We start from the raw sequence: 18,858 nt of genomic DNA, 5'->3' as shown, positions 1-18,858 counted from the left end.
GGCTGGTTACCCCGCCATTACGCACTACGATCATGCTGGTAGCAAGGACAAACTGCACCATTCACATGACCAAAGACAGAGAAAAGAAAATTGGCCGCAAACCAACAACACCCCGTGCATTTACACGGGGTGTTGTTGGTTAAATTCGGCTTTTTAGATTAGCGTGGTTCGCTTGCCAAACCTTTGACGATGGCATAACAGGCAAGCAACAAAACAAAGGTAAAGGGGAAGCCTGTTGAAACCGCCATTGCCTGCAACGCCCCCAATCCGCCGCCTAGCAAAAGTGCAATAGCAACCAGCCCTTCAAAGCTGGCCCAAAAAACACGCTGCGGAAGGGGCGCGTCAACCTTGCCACCCGCCGTAATCGTGTCGATCACAAGGGATGCAGAGTCCGACGACGTGACGAAAAAGACAATCACCAGACAAATACCAATGAATGACGTGATCGCCTGAAGCGGCAATGCCTCAAGCATTGAAAACAGTTTAAGTTCGAGCGGTGCATCAACAACGGCCTGATACCCGTCATTGACGATCTGGCTGATTGCAGTGCCACCAAAGGCTGTCATCCAGAATACCGAAACAAGCGACGGAATAATGAGAACACAAACAATGAACTCGCGAACCGTTCGCCCCCGCGAAATCCTGGCAATAAACATACCAACAAAAGGTGACCACGAAATCCACCAGGCCCAGTAAAAGGCGGTCCAACCATCGCGGAAATTGTCATCCGTACGGCCAAAGGGGTTCGACAATTCGGGCAAATAGCGGGCATATTCGTAAAGGTTGGTGAAAAAGCCTGAAATGATTGCCCAGGTCGGACCGACAAGCACCACAAACAGAAGCAGCAATGCTGCCAGCACCATATTAATTTCTGACAGGCGCTTCACACCCGCATCAAGGCCCGCAACAACGGATACCAGCGCAATGCCTGTGATGCCGACGATCAGCAATACTTTTGAGACTTCATTAACCGGCAGGCCAAAAACGTGATGAAGGCCTGCATTGGCCTGCTCTGCCCCGAAACCCAATGACGTGGCAAGGCCAAAAAGCGTCGCGAAAACGGCAAGAATATCAATAATGTGACCAGGCCACCCCCATATCCGCTCGCCAAACACCGGATAGAATATCGAGCGCATCGTCAAGGGAAGGCCCTTGTTATACGAGAAAATCGCCAGCGACAGCGCCACAATGGCATAGATCGCCCACGGATGCAGGCACCAGTGAAAGATGGTTGCAGCCATCCCCAGATGCCGGGCTTCCAGGGCATTGCCTGGTGCACCGCCAAGTGGCGCCCAACTTGCTGCTGTTCCTGCATTGTCTGCGAAGGATGATGAAAAGTGAGAAATCGGCTCCGAGACGCCGTAGAACATCAGGCCGATGCCCATCCCCGCTGCAAACAGCATGGCAAACCAGCCGGAATAGGAATAATCCGGCGTTGCATCTTGTCCCCCGATCCGAACCTTGCCATAGGGCGAAACAATCAGAAACAGGCACAGCAGGACAAAAACATTGCCTGCAAGAAGAAAGAACCAGTCAAATGTCGAGGTAAGCCAGTCCCGTAGTTCGTTAAATACGGCGCCCGCCTGATTTTGAAGCGCCAATGTCAGCAGGACAAAAGCAACAATCGTCAATCCGGATATCACGAAAACCGGATTATGAATATCAAGGCCAAATGGGCCAATCTGTTTGGAAATATTATCCTGACCAATGACATAATCGGTCTCGATTACCTCTGAATCACCCTCTGGCGCGGGTATACCAGTCTCACTCATATACTGCCCTCCTCTGCCTGATTGCCCCCGAATATTTTGAGGCTTTGATTATTTTATTTTTTATATTTCCAATCACCTAAAAGGTGCGAACCCTGCCGTTTTATGAGTTTCGTCAGATATTCATTTTGGAATAAAAAAGATTCTCATCTTTTCAATGAAATGCAGAACCCAAAGCAGCGGCAGAAGGGAAATATTGCGTTTCGACGCCGCGCACCTTTCACCGGAACAAAAGACCATGTGAAAAGGCACCCTCAAAAAAATAAACCCAAAAGTTTATTATTTGCAAGGTTGACATAACCATTGCGGTGCAAATTGAATATTTGCGACAGAATGTTGGTACATTTGCGCGTTTTCTGTATAGGGCAATGCCAAAAGCCCACAATACTGGCCGATAAAAAAAGCAACCGCAGATCACAAGCCAGCGACATTGACCAAAGCTTGTTGACCGAAACCGGTTAACAAGCCGCTTACCCGGCGGGCGGACGCGACGAAGCCTTTGTCTTTCGCGGCACGGGGTGCGCAACACCGTCGCACCTATCGAATTATCGATGCGTTCTTCTTATCGATAATGGGTATAGAACGGAAAAAAGCCGTTAAACCCCGCGCAAATTACCCCACACATGGACATGCCATTGCGGCACGACACGCACATCAAACCAGCCTTTTTGCGCAACCTGATCTACCAGCCAGCGGTATTTTTCGGTCAGGGCATCAATATCGACGCCATTTGCCCCGTCGGGATGCGGGGCAGCAGGGGTGGCATTTACCGGTTGCAGATAGCACGGAATATCCGCATGTAACTGTCGCACATGATTGGCAAAAGCCAGGTCATCGTCATCTGCTACGGGAAATTTCAACGTAATGGCGGGCCCGGCTCCCTCGCCCTTGCGTGCTGCGACAATGCAGGCAGCAAGATCATCGGCCTTAAAAACGGTACCACTTGAGGGCGGCTTGGGGCTTAAGGTCAAATGATCAAGTTTGGCAAACCATGGGCGTGCGATGCTGCCCTGGGTTTCAATGGCAAAGGTAAAGCCCTGTTCATGCCCCTGATCAATCAGGGTTTCCAGCGGCTGAATGGCCGGGTTTCCGCCGGAAAGTGTCACTAAAACAGGCCGGTCATTGGACAGTTCGCAAACCCGGGCCAAAATGCCATTCGCATCCATTGGCTGCCAGTCGGCACGAAAGGCCGGGTCCACGGCATATAATGTATCGCACCACGAACACCGAAAATCACACCCGCCGGTACGGACAAAAACCGTCGGCATCCCCAAAAGCGCACCTTCCCCCTGAACCGTGGGGCCGAATATTTCGGAAATGCGAATTTTGCCGTGCTGGCGCACTTTGTCGCTGTCGCCATCCATAACGGGGTCGGCCACAGACGAACAATCCGGTGCAAGCAAGGCAGGGGCGCTGTGCTGGCTCATGGGCGATATTCCGCCCAGGTTTTAGGGGTTTCCGACACCCGTACAGCGGAAACCTCCGGCCAGCGGCCCTTGGCCCAGTCATAAAAAAACTGTGCCATGTTTTCAGCCGTGACGTGATCATGACCCAGAACATCATTTAAATGGCGATGATCAAATTCATCGTCAATCAGGCGTTTTAGCGGGGTCAATTCGCGATAATCGCGCACAAAACCCCGGCTATCAAGCGTTGCAGCCTGCAATTCAATCTCGACAATATAATTATGCCCATGCAGGCGCGCGCACGGATGATCCTGCGAAAGCCCCCCCAGAACATGAGAGGCCGAAAAAGCAAACTGCTTGGTAATTCTGAACATTTATTGGCTCTGTTATACGGCGCGGTCCGGGCGTTTCAAACCTGGCTGGGTATGACATATCCGGTCGCGCAAAATTTACACGGTATCATCCATGGTTAATCCCGCCCCCAAACAGGGCCGCATTAACCGGTGTTAGAAATAGCCATAATCGTACGGTGACCCGTTGTTGCGCCCGGCGAAAATGCCTTTTGTGCATGACCCGTAAAGATAACAAGACTGCCGGTTAGCCAACAGGTGCCGGAATTTTCAAACGTGCAAGGCTGGCACATGCTGTGTACCGCGCCCGGCATGTTTTTGCCTTCCGGGGCGGATCAAACCTTGGGGGCGTTTTCTGCCATTTTGCGCATGGCATGTTCAGCACGGGCCTGTTTCCAGTATTCACGGTCAATATAAACCGTGGGATCAGGTACACGGGCCAGTTCCAGCGCCTCGCGACGTTCAACACAGGTACCACAACGCCCGCAATGAACTTCTTCCCCTTTATAACACGACCATGTCCGGTCAATCGGCACACCCAGCCGTCCGGCTTCGGCGGCGATATCGGCCTTGGTCGCGTTGATAAACGGTGTATAGAGACGGATTTTCGCGACACCGTCCAATGCGTGGTTTTGCATTTTCTGAAAGGCGTCGATAAAGTCGGGCCGACAATCGGGATAGATAAAATGGTCACCGCCATGCATGGCCGCAGCAACCGCGTCAGCACCGGCACTGGCCGCCGCACCAAACGCCACTGACATCATAATGGCATTACGATTGGGCACCACGGTAATCCGCATGGTTTCTTCTGCGTAATGGCCATCGGGCACAGCAACATCGTCGCTGGTCAATGACGACCCCGTCAGCAATGCGCCAACCGGTGTTAAATCAACCACATGATGGCGAACCCCCAAATCCCGGGCGGCATCAGCGGCGAAATCCAGTTCCTTTTTATGGCGCTGACCATAATCAAAGGAAATCAGGGCGTGCAGACTGTGTTCACGCGCAACCTTATGCGCCAATGTAACAGAATCCAGCCCGCCCGAACAGACGACGATGGTTTTCATTATCCCAAACCTTTGCGTGTTTTTTACCTGGTGCTACGACAGGGGGAGCCATTACGCCGGTTTTTAACCCGACAGAACGGCTCGCCAAGCTTTCCATCTCGCACGTGCAGCAAAAAAAGGCAAGTTTTTTTGACCTATTAAAGTTTAAGTCCCCCTACTACCGGATAGGATATGAAAGCATACAGGCACCCGAAAATAAGCCTCATCAACAAATTGCGCCAGTTCTGCCCGCATGGCAGCATCAATTGCCAAACACCGTTTTTCCCCGGCATGGCGCAAATATGGTCCAAACAGCATTTCCATCTGCGGTCGCCAGAAGGCCGCATTTTCGGGAATGCGCCCCACGGGGGCCCGGGTGGAAAGCGATATATCGGTAAATCCGGCCTTTCTCATCCGTGCAAGTGATGTTTCCGGATCAGCAAACCCGAACAAATTCAAGCCGGCACTGTCAAATCCAATGCCGATTTCAGCACGCAAAACCTTATCCATTGCAATAAATAACGGGTTATCCGCCATGGGGGCCCACACCATAAACCCGGCCCTGCCCCCAGGCACCAAAACACGATAACTTTCAGCAAGAGCCAAATCGGGCCGATGACAAAACATCACACCAAACCGGCACGATATGGCATCAAACGTCCGAGCCGCAAACGGCAAGGCTTCCATGTCCGCCGTAACGACATTCAGGTTACCAATGCCTTCAGCCACGGCGCGCGCGGCCAACCCGCGACACATGCCTGACACAATATCAGAGGCAACAACCCGGCCCGCCAGCACTGGTATAGTCCCGTCGGCACCGTTTCCGTTGTCTTTGTTTCCGCCCGCACCAGCGGCACTATCGTCACCACGGCCGGTCGTATTCCCGGCCAGCATCTGCGCAATCGAAAATGCCGGTTCCCCAACCCCCGATGCCAGATCAAGCACCTGCAAATCCCGGCCCGGGGATGCCGCATCAAGGGCTGGCAGATTAAGGGCATCAATCAGATAACGATTAATTTTTCCGGCCTGCGCAGCAAGACGGTCCGCCCAGTTAAGCCAGTCAGCCGAAAGGTCTTGCCAGACATTAGGCGGGTTGTTCTTGGTCATGCATTTTTCCTGCCCTGCAAATTTTGTTTTTAACTGACGCAACGATCATTAAGCAGATCGTCAACCCGTTTGGACTAACAATACCTGTGCATGGTTTTCAGGAAATTGTTTTCTACCACAGGTGACAAAGCCACCCAATTTTCATGAAAACCGCTTACGGCTAAATGCCCATAAATTTAGCAAACTGCCTGTTTTAAAGGCAACATTCCGCGATGATGTGAACAAAATCACTGCATGAAAAAAGATGTTTAGAATCATCGAGTCGCATCACATTGCCCAACTGAAAATCTTCGTCGTCGAATCGGTTAACGCGATTTTGCCATTTTGAGAATTAATTATTTATTTTCAAACGCTTATTCCAGAAAAAATCACATGAACACCGGGGCTTGCCTGCCCATTCGCCCAGAAGGTGATTAGCAAAAAATTTATGCGCGCAACCCAGAAGGCAGGAAAATACATAGCTTGATCAAGCATATGGGCGGTTTAGGCCAGCCTGGTTGCCATGCTTTATCAAGCCTTGCGCAGCAACGGTTTAGGCAAATCTCATGACATTGTACTACGCCCCAACAGGCGCAACTATAAACCGTCAATTGGTTGTATTTGGAAATATCACCTAAAATTATCTCAATTTTGCGCAAATAATTTTCAATTGTTTCCAATTTATGGAATTGCCGCTTGCAGGAAACAATGTTTGTCATCAGTATTTTCGCGTACGCATTAGTGGGGATGCTTCCCGCTCCAGGGCGACCAAACAAAAACAAAGGGAGACATACTGAATGTCATTCATCACGAAGACCAAAGGGGGTCTCGTGCACGGCTTCTTTAATTCGTCACGAGCTTTCCTTATCGGCACTGGCCTTCTTGCAGGCAGCATGGCTGCACTCGCGCCGGTTGCAGCACAGGCTGAAATGGTGCTGAACCGTGGCAATGGCTCCGAGCCGGGCAGCCTTGATCCGCAAATTGCCGAAGATGTTCCAGCCTCGCACATTCTGCGTGATCTGTATGAAGGCCTGGTTGGTGAAGAAGCCAGCGGTAAAATTGTACCCGGCGAAGCCGAAAGCTGGAAAGTCAGCGAAGACGGCCTGACCTACACCTTCAAAATCCGCGATGATGCCAAATGGACCAACGGCGACCCTGTTACAGCCGGCGACTTTGTTTATGCCTGGCAGCGCGCAGTTGATCCCAAAACCGGTTCTGAATATTCGTTCCTTCTGGCGCCGATCAAAAATGCCGATGACATTACATCTGGCAAAATGGAGCCAAAAGAACTCGGCGCCAAGGCAATTGACGACAAAACCCTTGAAGTGGACCTTGCTGGCCCGACCCCCTATTTCCTCGGTTTGCTGACCCACTCCATCAGCTATCCGGTAAACAAGGCTGCTGTTGAAAAATTTGGCGACCAGTGGACCCGCCCGGGCAATTCGGTCACCAACGGTGCCTTCAAACTGGACGAATGGAACCCGCAATCGCGCATCGTGCTAAGCAAAAATGACAGCTACTGGAATGCCGATAGCGTCAAGCTTGACAAGGTTATTTACTATCCGACCGAAAGCACCACCGCCGAACTGAAGCGTTTCCGCGCCGGCGAACTGGACTGGACCTATGAAGTCCCGAACGACCAGATCAAATGGATCCGTGACAACATGAACGACGAATTCGTCGTGTCGAACTATCTGGGCGTTTATTACTACGGCTTTAACATGACCAAGCCGCCGTTTGATAATGCCAAGCTGCGCGAAGCCTTTTCGCTGGCAATCAACCGCGACATCCTGATGGACAAAATCGTCACCGCTGGCGAAGTTCCGGCTTATGCCTATGTCGTGCCGGGCATGACCGGTTACACCCCTGTCTATGCCGATTTCAAGGACATGACCCAAAAGGAACGTAACGAAAAAGCTTACAAGCTGTATCAGGAAGCCGGTTATTCCAAGGATAACCCCGTTACTGTCGAAATTCGTTACAACACCAACGACAACCATAAGAAAATCGCCATTGCGATTGCCTCGATGTGGAAAAGCGTCTTTGGCGCCAAGGTCAACCTGGTTAACGAAGAATTCAAGGTCTTCCTTGAAACCCGTAAAGCCAAGGAAAAAACCCAGGTCTTCCGCGCTGGCTGGATTGGCGATTACAACGACCCCAACACCTTCCTGGAACTGTGGAAATCAGACTCCGGCCTGAACGATACCGGCTTTGACGACCCGGAATTTGACAAGCTGATGGACGAAGCCTCGAACGAGCAGGATTCCGAAAAACGGATGGAACTGCTGCGCAATGCCGAGGAAATCTTCCTGAAAGCCAACGCTGTTGCCCCGATCTATCACTATGTGACCAAGCACATGATCAAATCCTATGTCAAAGGCTGGGATGCCGATGGCAAAGGCCATGTCAACGTGATGGACCATGTTCGTTCGCAGTACCTGTATATCGAAAAATAATCGTTCGATTAACAGTCTGAACGCACTGTCCGCCGCGTAACCACCTTGCGCGGCGGACAGGCTTTGGGGATAATCAGATGCTTGGCTTTACGCTCAAACGATTGCTCGGGGCGATCCCGACGCTTTTTATCATTGTCACCCTGTCATTCTTTCTGATCCGCACCGCACCGGGCGGACCGTTTGACAAGGAACGTTCTGTCCCGCCCGAGGTCGCCGCCAACCTGAACGCCGTTTATCACCTTGATGAACCGTTATGGATGCAATATGGCCGCTATCTGGGTGATGTGGTACAGGGCGATTTCGGCCCGTCTTTCCAGTATCGCGACTTTACCGTGACCGAACTGATATTTCGTGGCTTCCCCGTGTCGCTGACATTGGGGGGATCGGCCATTTTTCTGGCTTTGATCTTTGGCACGCTACTGGGAACGCTGGCGGCTTTAAAACAAAACTCCAAACTTGATTACGCGGTTATGGCAACGGCCATGACAGGCATTACCATTCCAAACTTCGTTATGGCGCCGCTTTTAACCCTTATATTCGGGGTTTATTTGCGCTGGCTACCTGTTGGCGGCTGGGAACAGGGGCTTGACCAGGTTGTTCTGCCCATTATCGCCCTTGCCCTGCCGCAAATCGCCTATATCGCCCGCCTCACCCGCGGCTCCATGATCGAGGTTTTACGATCCAACTTTGTCCGTACGGCCCGCGCCAAAGGCCTGCCGGAACGGGTCATGATCACCCGTCATGCCCTGAAAGCCGGTATTTTGCCGGTGGTTTCCTATCTTGGCCCGGCAAGTGCGGCAGTTATCACCGGTTCAGTTGTGATCGAACAGATTTTCTCCATCCCCGGGATCGGGCGTTATTTCGTCCAGGGGGCACTTAACCGCGATTACACGCTGGTGATGGGGGTCGTCATTTTCTATGGCACGCTGATTATTCTGTTCAATCTGTTGGTCGACCTTGTGTATGGCCTGCTCGATCCCAAGGTGAGGATGCAGTAATGTTTGCAAAAACCACACCCGGTTCCGCAACCGAGGCCGTCGATCTGGCCATGGCGGGCGGAAACGTCAAGGGCCGCTCTCTGTGGGAGGATGCCTTTCGCCGCCTGCGCGCCAACAAGGCCGCAATGGTCAGTGTCACCCTGCTGGTGCTGATCACCCTGACCGCCATCATTGTGCCAATGGTCCACCCCCATCCGTTTGATGAAATCTATTGGGACTACATTCAGGCCCCGCCCGATATTCAGGCCGGTTTCCTGTTTGGCACCGACACCAATGGCCGCGACCTTTTTGTTCGCTCCATGTATGGTATTCGGGTTTCACTGATGGTCGGCATTGTTGCCACCTCGGTTTCACTGCTGATCGGTGTGACCTATGGGGCGATTTCCGGTTATATGGGCGGGCGCACCGACAACATCATGATGCGCATTGTCGATATCATGTATTCAATGCCCTTCATGTTTTTCGTCATCATGCTGATGGTGGTTTTTGGCCGTCACATTTACCTGATTTTTGCTGCCCTGGGCGCGGTTGAATGGTTGACCATGGCACGCATTGTGCGCGGTCAGGCACTATCGATCAAAAATCGTGAATTTGTCGAGGCCGCACGGGCATCGGGCGTTTCAAACTTCAACATCATTCGCCGTCACATTGTGCCCAATGCGCTTGGCCCGGTGATTGTGTATGTCACCCTGACCATTCCACAGGTGATTCTGATTGAAAGTTTCCTGTCGTTTTTGGGGCTGGGTGTGCAAGAACCAATGACCAGCCTGGGTGTTTTGATTTCCGAAGGCGCGCAGCAAATGGAAAGTGCCCCCTGGACACTGCTGTTTCCGGCAACAATCCTGGCTGCCATTCTGTTTTGCTTTAACTTCATCGGCGACGGGCTGCGCGATGCGCTTGACCCGCGTGACCGCTAAAGGAGCATGACGCCATGAGCAATATTCTTGACGTTCAGGGCCTGACAACGGTCTTTAAAACCCACGATGGCGATGTGAAAGCCGTTAATGATGTCAGCTTTTCAATCAAAGCTGGCGAAGCATTGGGTGTTGTCGGTGAAAGCGGATCGGGCAAAAGCCAGACATTTTTGTCGATCATGGGTCTTTTGGCATCAAACGGTTATTCGACCGGGTCGGCCAAACTGACCGGGCAGGAATTGATCGGCCTGCCCACATCCGACCTTAACAAGGTTCGCGGGTTGCGCATGTCGATGATTTTTCAAGACCCGATGACATCGCTTAACCCCTATATGCGCATTTCAAAACAGCTTTCCGAAGTGCTGGTACATCACAAGGGCATGAGCGAAAAAGACGCCCGTGCCAGCGCACTTGCCATGCTAGACCGCGTACGCATCCCCGAGGCTCGCAAACGGTTTGACATGTACCCGCACGAATTTTCGGGCGGGATGCGCCAGCGTGTTATGATCGCCATGGCTCTTTTATGTGAACCCGAACTTCTAATTGCCGACGAACCGACAACGGCACTTGATGTGACGGTGCAGGCACAAATTCTGGACCTGCTGGGCGATTTGAAACGCGATTTAAACACCGCGATTGTCATGATCACCCATGATCTGGGCGTTGTCGCCGGTATTTGCGACCATGTGCAGGTGATGTATGCCGGGCGCATTATTGAAAGTGCGCCGGTCAACGAACTGTTTGCCAACCCGCAACATCCCTATACCGCCGGGTTACTGGCATCGTCACCGCGCCTTGATGTGGTTAATAGCGACGAAAAACTCATCACCATTCCCGGCCAGCCGCCCAACCTGCAACGCCTGCCTGCCGGGTGCAGCTTTGCCCCGCGCTGCCCGCATGCGTTTGATCGTTGTATTGCTGAATTACCCATACCACGAACAACCACAACAACAAGCAGCACGGATACCCCGCACATAAAAGCCTGCCACCTGGAAGACAACAAGGGACTTGCCGCATGACTGTTGAACCCGTTCTTCTGGATGTCAAAGACCTGAAGGTGCATTTCGATGTACCTGCGGGTGGTATTTTGTTCAAAAAAACTGTGCCGCTTAAAGCGGTTGATGGTGTCAGCTTTCAGATAAAATCTGGTGAAACACTGGGTGTTGTTGGTGAGTCCGGGTGTGGCAAATCCACACTGGGGCGGGCCATTTTACGCCTGATCGAGCCAAGTGCCGGTGAAGCCGTTTGGCTGGGCCGTGATCTGGCATCGATCAATCACAAACAGATGCAGGCATTACGGTCCGATCTTCAGATTATTTTTCAGGATCCGTTGGCATCGCTTGACCCGCGCATGACCATCGGCCAGATCATTGCCGAACCGCTGATCACGCACCGGCCCGAACTAACCAAGGCACAAGTGCGCGATGAAGTGCGCGAAATCATGGAACGTGTCGGGCTTCTGCCCGACATGATCAACCGCTATGCTCACGAATTTTCCGGCGGGCAGTGCCAGCGTATCGGTATTGCCCGGGCCATGATTTTGCGGCCCAAGCTGATTGTGTGTGACGAGGCCGTTTCCGCCCTGGACGTTTCCATTCAGGCGCAAATTGTTAACCTGTTGCAGGAATTGCAGCGCGAATTTGGCCTGGCTTTGCTGTTTATCAGCCACGACCTGTCGGTGGTGCGTCACATAAGCCATCGCATCCTGGTTCTGTATCTGGGCAACGTGATGGAGATTGCAGATCGCGATACCATTTATAACGCGCCCAAACACCCCTATACCAAGGCGCTGATTTCGGCTGTTCCCATCCCCGATCCGATTTTGGAACGCAACAAGGAACGCATTGTTCTAACCGGCGAACTGCCCAGCCCGATCAACCCGCCATCGGGATGTGTGTTTCGAACGCGGTGCCCCTATGCACGGGAAAAATGCACAACCGATATCCCCGCTATCGAGGTTTTAGGCCCCAAACATCAGGTCGCCTGCCATTTCCACGACGAAATGTAAGATCAATCGGGATATGAACATCAAAAGGGGTCGTTCTTACAACGGCCCCTTTTCACATAAAACACGGGATGATCTTATTGTGCCGTGGCCCGGTAAAGCAACGGCAAGGGCTTTAAAGAATTCCGCCCGTCGGCTAAGGGGCCTGTCGATCGGTTTCGATCAAAGAGCTTTGATATAGCGGGTGACATCAACCTCGTCACGCTGATCGGGTTGTAAATAGATATCACCATATTGGCGATAGGCACCGCTGGTTAGAAACAGCTCAAAAAGATCGCTGTCGATTTTGCCCTGATCGCGCATCCCCCCCAAAATATCAATACATTCCGACAGCTTCTTGGGCTTTTTATAGGGGCGGTCAACGGCTGTCAGGGCCTCGAAAATATCGGCAATAACCATGACTTTTTCCAGCGTTCCCATCTGGTCGCCCTTCAAGCCACGCGGATATCCCGAACCGTCCATTTTTTCATGATGGTTCCCGGCAATGGCAGGCACATTATGCAGCCCAGGCGGAAACGGCAATTGCAACAACATGTCCTGGGTCAGAACAACATGGTCATTAATAATGGCGCGTTCTTCCGGCGTTAACGTGCCCCGCGGGATCGACAGGTTATAAATTTCACCATTATTAACCTGGTTGTAAACCTGGTCCTGGCGGTCTGATAACAGGGGTTCAGGGCCGGGTTGCGACAGGATCGCCGCTTCTTCGGGGTTTATCCGGCTGCTTTCGGCCCATGAAAGGCCCGAAGTGCGGTCAAAATTGCGTTGCCAGTTCTGGCTGGCAATTTCACGCATGGCCGTGACGGTGTTAAGATCGATATTTTCGCTGCCAATATTGCTTTGCGCCACAAGTTCAAACTGCTGTTGCAACTCATCGCGCCGCGCGTTGAAATCGGCCTGGCATTGTGCGGCGTCCTCTCCGGCAAGCTGACGACGCAACATATCAATTTCGGCGTCGCGCAGCATCACTTCAAACCGGGTGCGAATTTCATGAATACGGTTATGAATGGTTTCAAGTTTGGTGGCTTTTTCCACCACATGTTCGGGCGTAACGATTTTGCCAATGTCATGCAGCCATGCGGCCAGGTCGAGTTCGTACCATTCCTGATCGCTTAGGCTGAAACCGGCAAACGGGCCGTTTTGTTGCTCGACCGCCGCCTGTGCGAGCATTTTGGCCAAAACGGGCACGCGTTCACAATGCGCACCGGTGTGGGGCGATTTGGCATCAATCCCCTGGGCAAGAATACGGACGAAGCTGTCGATCAGGTCCCGCTGGGATTGTAACAGACGGCGATTTTCCAGCGCCACCGCCGACTGACTGGTCAGGGCCGTAATCAACGGTTCGATCATGGGATCAAACGCAATAACCGTCCCGTCGTCGCTGCGCGCATTGATCAGTTGCAAAACACCAATCACCCGGCCCCGCGCACTTTTAAGCGGCACCGTTAAAAACGATTGCGACCGATAGCCGGTTGCAGCATCGAACCGGCGCGTGCCGGAAAAATCAAACCCGTCGGCAGCATAGGCATCAACGATATTGATGGTTTCCCCGCTTAGGGCAACATAACTGGCGATGTTCTGGTGGTTCGGGGTGCCATCGGGCAGATAAAGCGGCAAAGGCGGAAACGGATATTGCTGCTGGTCCCCGTCGGCAACATAGCGATCAAGGGTATCATTTGCCATAATCCGAAAATGCAGTTCGCTTTCATCTTCATTGATCAAATAAAGCGAACCACCATCAGCGTTGGTAAAATCGCGGGCCGCCTGAAGAATTTTTTGATTAAGGGCACCACGATCATGCTCTGCGGACAAAGCGATCCCCAGATCGACCAGCTTTGCCAATTGGCTTGCTGCGATGCTTTTATTCTGTCGGGCCGACCCGACATCCCGGGGAAAGGTATTTTCCGCTAGTCGCATTTCAAACTGCTTCCTGTGCCAACAGAACGAAGCACCACGCCATCCTGCTGGTTTTTACGTAATCCTGCCTAAAAGGTTTACCGCTCATTCTTAAGTATATGCAATCACAACTGCGTCAATCCAGCCATGCCGAACAAAAAACTTATCATCAGACTTATATCAAATGCGCCAAAAAACAAAAAAACGGGCCGGGCGACATCATCGCCCGGCCCGCCTGACCGGCTGCGCACCATTGGGGAAGGGAGGCCGATCAGAAAGTGTAAACAGCACCAAAGGACAAGCTCAGAATATAATCCTCGTCAACAATCGGGCTGTCGGTATAGGCATCGGGCAAATACTGAATTCCGGTTTTGCCAATAAGAACAAGGCTGTCATACAGCGGATAGCTTGCCATCAGATCCAGATGGGGAATAAAGGCCGCATCGGGTTTGTAATAAGCCCGATCACTGCGCACCTCGTTACGACGAACACCTGCCATGTAATCGGTCAGGTCCTCGCTTTGCCAGGTAACGCCACCGCCCCACACCAATGTTACGGCCTGCACCTGGGTTGGCTGGCCGTAACTGACATCAATTTCCTGGCCATCATGGGCGTCGCTAACATCAAAAAGGTGGGATGCCTTAATTTCCCCTGCCCCAGCCTTTGCCGTAAACTCCGCCCCGGCTTCAAAGGCGATATCGCGGTCTTCCATCCCGGCAAGGTAAGGTCCATCGCCGGAATCAAACGGAGACATTCGTACAGACCCGATGGCTGATACGCTAAACCTGTCATTTTTCCAGGCTGTAACCCGTAAACCATCTATGCCGACATGGAGGCGTTCGGCATCGTAGGCAATCAGCGGCAACCCGCCGGGTTTCCAATCATCGCCATCACGGTAAATGCTGGTCGACACCTCACCCATTGCGCCAATCTGCCACGTCCCGCCAAGCCACGGGTCTGCGTTTGGCGCGGTATTTCCCGGGATATTGGCGGGTAATTCCGTCATGACAGGTTCTGTTTGTGTCGGCTTAATTGTTGCAGTTGCAATTTCCTGCACCGCTGGCTCCGCCGGTTCCGCATGTGCCATTTCCGCCAATGTCAGCATAACCGCAAAGGCACAAAACCCCACCCCCAGGGCAATCGCCCCATAAGCAAGACCCTGCGATATGTTTTTAAACACCATTTATCCTTACACCCCGAAACTGGTTGGTGACCGGATAGTGCAGGGTATTAAATGAAACGGCGTCCGTTTCTACAAGTTCGAACCCGCCTTGAAACATAACCGTGGACGAATGAACATTCACACGGGTCAAACATTTGATATTGTTCGAAACACTCAGCTTCACCCCAAGCCCGCCTGTGCGTGCATTCAAACATCTGAAACCGGGCACGGCAGAGAACAGACAACCGTTTAAAGCACGCAAAAGCGTCGTGAGGCTTGATAATCGGCGGCGAATCCTCTATCCGACGCACACAGCGTGCGGATGACGTGCCAAAAGGGCCCCCGCACCGCAACCCTTGCCCGGAGACCCTGCATGATCCCCCGTTATTCCCGCAAACAGATGACCGCCATCTGGGAACCGGCGAACAAGTTTCGCATCTGGTTTGAAATCGAGGCCCACGCTGCCGACAAACTGGCGGAACTCGGTGTGATCCCGGCGGCTTCCGCCAAACTGGTTTGGGAAAAAGGCAACAAGCCCTACACCCAGGACCGGATCGATCGCATTGACGGTATTGAAGCCGAAGTCAAACACGACGTTATTGCATTCCTGACCGAGCTTTCCGAACAGGTTGGCGAAGAAGCCCGCTTTGTTCACCAGGGCATGACCAGTTCCGACGTACTTGATACCTGCTTTAACGTGCAGCTGGTTCAGGCAACCGACATTCTGCTTGAAGACATGGACAAATTGCTGGCCGCCCTTAAAAAGCGCGCCTATGAAACCAAAGACGTGCCCTGCATGGGCCGTTCGCATGGCATCCATGCCGAGCCGGTAACCTTTGGTTTGAAACTGGCAACCTTCTATGCCGAATTTAACCGCAACAAAAAGCGCCTGCTGGCTGCGCGCGAAGAAATCGCGACCTGCGCCATTTCGGGTGCGGTTGGCACCTTTGCCAATATCGACCCCAGCGTTGAAGAACATGTTGCCGCCAAACTGGGCCTGGCCCCCGAACCGGTTTCAACCCAGGTTATCCCGCGTGACCGCCACGCCGCCTACTTTGCGGCCCTTGGCGTAATCGCATCGTCGGTCGAACATCTGGCAACCGAAATTCGCCATCTGCAGCGCACCGAAGTCCGCGAAGTCGAAGAGTTTTTCTCAAAGGGACAAAAGGGTTCGTCGGCCATGCCGCACAAACGCAACCCGGTCCTGACCGAAAATCTGACCGGCCTTGCCCGTCTGGTGCGTTCAATGGCCATCCCGGCGATGGAAAACGTCGCCCTGTGGCATGAACGCGATATTTCGCATTCATCGGTTGAACGTAATATCGGCCCTGATGCAACCGTAACACTCGACTTCGCCCTGATGCGGTTGACCAATGTGGTTGAAAATCTGGTGATCTATCCTGAACGGATGGACGAAATCCTTAATCAGATGGGCGGTTTGGTGTTCTCGCAGCGCGTGCTGCTGACCCTGACCCAGTATGGCGTTTCACGCGAAGATTCCTACCGGATCGTGCAGCGTAACGCCATGAAGGTCTGGAACCGCGAAGGCGACTTGCTGTCGCTTCTCAAAACCGACGAAGACGTGACGGCACGTATCCCTAATGACAAGCTCGAAGCCCTGTTTGATCTGGGTTATCACACCAAGCATGTCGACACGATTTTTGCCCGCGTCTTTGCTGACTAACCCTGTTAGCTGACACCCGAAAATACCCAACACCCCTGCTTTGAAAGCAGGGGTGTTTTGCTTTGGCAACCAAAGCATTTTTAAATCGAGATGTCCTGTGCCTCGTTTAATATCCAGTCCCGAAAAAGTTTCACCTGCCCGCGCAGTTCAGCATTTTTAGGATGCACCAGATAATAGCCAAACGGCACCGCCAACACGCATTGCGGAAATAACGGCACCAGCTTGCCCTGCAATACATCTTCTTCGGCCAGTAATGGCACCGCCATTAAAACACCCTGACCATGAATGGCCGATTCAATTGCCACGGATGTTAAATCAACATCAATTTTACGAATCGCCTTGATCCGGTTTTTATCAAGCCCGGCAAATTCACCAAGCCATTCCGGCCACCAGGCATGTAACGTATCGTTCAAAAGCGTCGCACGCATCAGGTCGGCGGGCTGGTTTAACCCGATGCGTTCCCGGTATTCGGGCGCACAAAACAGGGCGGCTTGCCCACGATGCAATAATATTGATTGCAGGTGGTCGGCCTCGCCGCTGAAATACCGAATGGCAATATCGACCGGGTCGCGGTCAAAATCGGCCACCTCGGATGATGATCCAACATGCAGTTCTGTGCCGGGATGGGCGATTAAAAACCGCGACATCCGCCGTGAAAACCATTTGGCGGCAAAACTGGGCGGCATCACCACCCGCACCGAATGGGCGTGCTGGTGGCGTAAACTGCGACTTGCTTCTGTGATCTGGTCCAGCGCCGGGCGAATACGCGCGGCATAAGCCAGGCCATCGGCGGTGGCTTCCACCCGGCGGACATGGCGGGTAAATAACGCCACCCCCAGCCAATCTTCCAGTTTGCGTATTTGCTGCCCCACCGCCCCCGGCGTTACATTCATTTCCTCTGCTGCCAGAGAAAAACTATTCAATCGCATAGCTGCATCAAACGCATGCAGTGCTTTTAAGGGCGGCACATCAGACATGATATAGTTTTTCTACTTTATACATCAGATAACATGATTTGTAGCCGATATGACGGGCTTCTACAATCACGGTTAAATTCAGCCCTTCACGCAACGGATTCGCCATGAAGAATACCGGATATATCGCCTATATTATCCTTGGCCTGATTTGGGGAACGCCCTTTATTTTCACCCATTGGGCTGCGGTGCATATTAACCCCGCGCAAATCGTTTTATTGCGCGTGGTATCGGGGTTTATCCCGGTACTGGTCTTTGCCCTCGCCACCCGGGTATTGAAATGGTGGCATTTGCGCCATGCCCACCATTTTCTTGCCATGGCGGGTTTGGCGACGGCCCTTTATTATCTGGCATTTGCCAAGGGTACCATTTTGTTACTGTCCAGTGTTGCAGGCATGCTCAGCGGGGCAATCCCGTTATTTTCGTGCCTGTGCGCGCTGGTGTTTTTGCGAAGTGAACCTTTAAATCGACGCTCCATCGGCGGAATGGCGCTGGGCTTTGCCGGGGTACTTGTCATTGCGCGGCCCTGGGAAACCGGGCTTGGCACGGTGGACCCGTTTGGGGTGCTATACATTGTTCTTGGGTCGTTAAGCCTGGGCGCATCCTTTGTTTATGCCCGCAAATTTATCAGTCCACTGGGCATTGCCCCGGCGGCGCTGTGTACTTATCAAATGGGGCTGGGTGCAATCGCATTATTGGTAACCGTGGATATGAACGGTGCCGGCGCAATTTTTAACGAGCCAAAAGCCGCCATTGGCCTGATCGTTGGTCTTGGCGCGGTTGGCACCGGTATGGCGTACATCCTGTATTATCTGATCGTGCAAAAGCTGGGCGCTGTAACGGCAGCCAGTGTTACCTATATTCCACCGGTCGTGGCCCTGTTCATTGGCTGCGCACTGGCGGGGGAACCGCTGCACGGGATCGACGTGGTTGCAACAATTGCCATTCTGGCAGGTGTTTTCACCATGCAAACCGGCCGCCAGCCCCAACCGGAAACCAAAGCGCAGTGCCACCAAAAATGCCCGGCCTGATTGCCCCTTCCCCGCCATTTCCCTGGCCTTGCCGGGGCACCACACAATAATTGTCCGCTCTCAACCAGCGGGCTGGTTCCT

The 18,858-nt window shown here is 52.7% G+C and carries 15 protein-coding genes; 7 read left to right on the top strand and 8 right to left on the bottom strand.

Annotated features, from left to right (window positions below; all coding sequences use genetic code 11):
- Positions 1–158: 158 nt before the first annotated feature.
- The 5 genes from J4E05_RS15435 to J4E05_RS15415 all read right to left on the bottom strand — a co-directional run bounded on the left by J4E05_RS15435 (position 159) and on the right by J4E05_RS15415 (position 5,678).
- A complete protein-coding gene (locus J4E05_RS15435; RefSeq protein WP_349597175.1) occupies positions 159–1,772 on the bottom strand; it encodes a BCCT family transporter in 1,614 nt (537 codons plus the stop codon).
- A 593-nt stretch (positions 1,773–2,365) separates the two neighbouring features.
- The gene (gene queE / locus J4E05_RS15430; protein ID WP_503012339.1) at positions 2,366–3,196 is read right to left on the bottom strand and encodes a 7-carboxy-7-deazaguanine synthase QueE; all 831 of its coding nucleotides are present in this window, start codon (positions 3,194–3,196) and stop codon (positions 2,366–2,368) included.
- Positions 3,193–3,549, bottom strand: coding sequence for a 6-carboxytetrahydropterin synthase QueD (gene queD, locus J4E05_RS15425; RefSeq protein WP_349597172.1), 357 nt, complete (start codon positions 3,547–3,549; stop codon positions 3,193–3,195). Before queD ends, queE begins: the two co-directional genes overlap by 4 nt.
- A 311-nt stretch (positions 3,550–3,860) precedes the next feature.
- Positions 3,861–4,592 carry a 7-cyano-7-deazaguanine synthase QueC gene (gene queC, locus J4E05_RS15420; protein WP_349597169.1) on the bottom strand — a complete coding sequence of 244 codons (732 nt, stop codon included), beginning with the start codon at positions 4,590–4,592 and terminating at the stop codon, positions 3,861–3,863.
- A gap of 144 nt (positions 4,593–4,736) precedes the next feature.
- Positions 4,737–5,678: a class I SAM-dependent methyltransferase gene (locus tag J4E05_RS15415; protein WP_349597166.1), complete on the bottom strand. Its 942-nt coding sequence runs from the start codon at positions 5,676–5,678 to the stop codon at positions 4,737–4,739.
- A 776-nt stretch (positions 5,679–6,454) separates the two neighbouring features.
- Here J4E05_RS15415 and J4E05_RS15410 point away from each other — a divergent pair.
- The 5 genes from J4E05_RS15410 to J4E05_RS15390 all read left to right on the top strand — a co-directional run bounded on the left by J4E05_RS15410 (position 6,455) and on the right by J4E05_RS15390 (position 12,033).
- A complete protein-coding gene (locus J4E05_RS15410; protein ID WP_349597163.1) occupies positions 6,455–8,113 on the top strand; it encodes a peptide ABC transporter substrate-binding protein in 1,659 nt (552 codons plus the stop codon).
- A gap of 77 nt (positions 8,114–8,190) precedes the next feature.
- Positions 8,191–9,111 (top strand): oligopeptide ABC transporter permease OppB, encoded by a 921-nt coding sequence (oppB, locus tag J4E05_RS15405; RefSeq protein ID WP_085591841.1) that lies wholly within the window; start codon positions 8,191–8,193, stop codon positions 9,109–9,111.
- Positions 9,111–10,028 (top strand): ABC transporter permease subunit, encoded by a 918-nt coding sequence (locus J4E05_RS15400; RefSeq protein ID WP_085591839.1) that lies wholly within the window; start codon positions 9,111–9,113, stop codon positions 10,026–10,028. Before oppB ends, J4E05_RS15400 begins: the two co-directional genes overlap by 1 nt.
- 14 nt (positions 10,029–10,042) lie before the next feature.
- Positions 10,043–11,044, top strand: a complete 1,002-nt coding sequence (locus tag J4E05_RS15395) for an ABC transporter ATP-binding protein (protein ID WP_349597159.1) — start codon at positions 10,043–10,045, stop codon at positions 11,042–11,044.
- Positions 11,041–12,033 carry an ABC transporter ATP-binding protein gene (locus tag J4E05_RS15390; protein ID WP_085591835.1) on the top strand — a complete coding sequence of 331 codons (993 nt, stop codon included), beginning with the start codon at positions 11,041–11,043 and terminating at the stop codon, positions 12,031–12,033. Before J4E05_RS15395 ends, J4E05_RS15390 begins: the two co-directional genes overlap by 4 nt.
- A gap of 159 nt (positions 12,034–12,192) precedes the next feature.
- Here J4E05_RS15390 and J4E05_RS15385 read toward each other — a convergent pair whose 3' ends face one another.
- Together J4E05_RS15385 and J4E05_RS15380 are read right to left on the bottom strand one after the other, a co-directional pair.
- Complete coding sequence (locus tag J4E05_RS15385; RefSeq protein ID WP_349597155.1) at positions 12,193–13,947, bottom strand: HD domain-containing phosphohydrolase; 1,755 nt, start codon at positions 13,945–13,947, stop codon at positions 12,193–12,195.
- 250 nt (positions 13,948–14,197) lie between these two features.
- Positions 14,198–15,109, bottom strand: a complete 912-nt coding sequence (locus tag J4E05_RS15380; protein ID WP_349597152.1) for a MipA/OmpV family protein — start codon at positions 15,107–15,109, stop codon at positions 14,198–14,200.
- A 352-nt stretch (positions 15,110–15,461) separates the two neighbouring features.
- Between J4E05_RS15380 and purB the strand changes: the two genes are divergently transcribed.
- Positions 15,462–16,772 (top strand): adenylosuccinate lyase, encoded by a 1,311-nt coding sequence (gene purB / locus J4E05_RS15375; protein WP_085591830.1) that lies wholly within the window; start codon positions 15,462–15,464, stop codon positions 16,770–16,772.
- Positions 16,773–16,852: 80 nt separating this feature from the next.
- Here the strand turns inward: purB and J4E05_RS15370 are convergent, their stop codons facing one another.
- Positions 16,853–17,749, bottom strand: coding sequence for a LysR substrate-binding domain-containing protein (locus J4E05_RS15370; RefSeq protein WP_349597149.1), 897 nt, complete (start codon positions 17,747–17,749; stop codon positions 16,853–16,855).
- A gap of 104 nt (positions 17,750–17,853) precedes the next feature.
- Between J4E05_RS15370 and J4E05_RS15365 the strand changes: the two genes are divergently transcribed.
- Complete coding sequence (locus J4E05_RS15365; RefSeq protein WP_349597146.1) at positions 17,854–18,777, top strand: DMT family transporter; 924 nt, start codon at positions 17,854–17,856, stop codon at positions 18,775–18,777.
- Positions 18,778–18,858: the final 81 nt, after the last annotated feature.

The sequence above is a fragment of the Thalassospira sp. NFXS8 genome (assembly GCF_040148805.1).
GTDB lineage: Bacteria > Pseudomonadota > Alphaproteobacteria > Rhodospirillales > Thalassospiraceae > Thalassospira.
The sequence above is the reverse complement of the archived record's forward strand: the minus strand, read 5'-3'. Positions and strand labels throughout refer to the sequence as shown.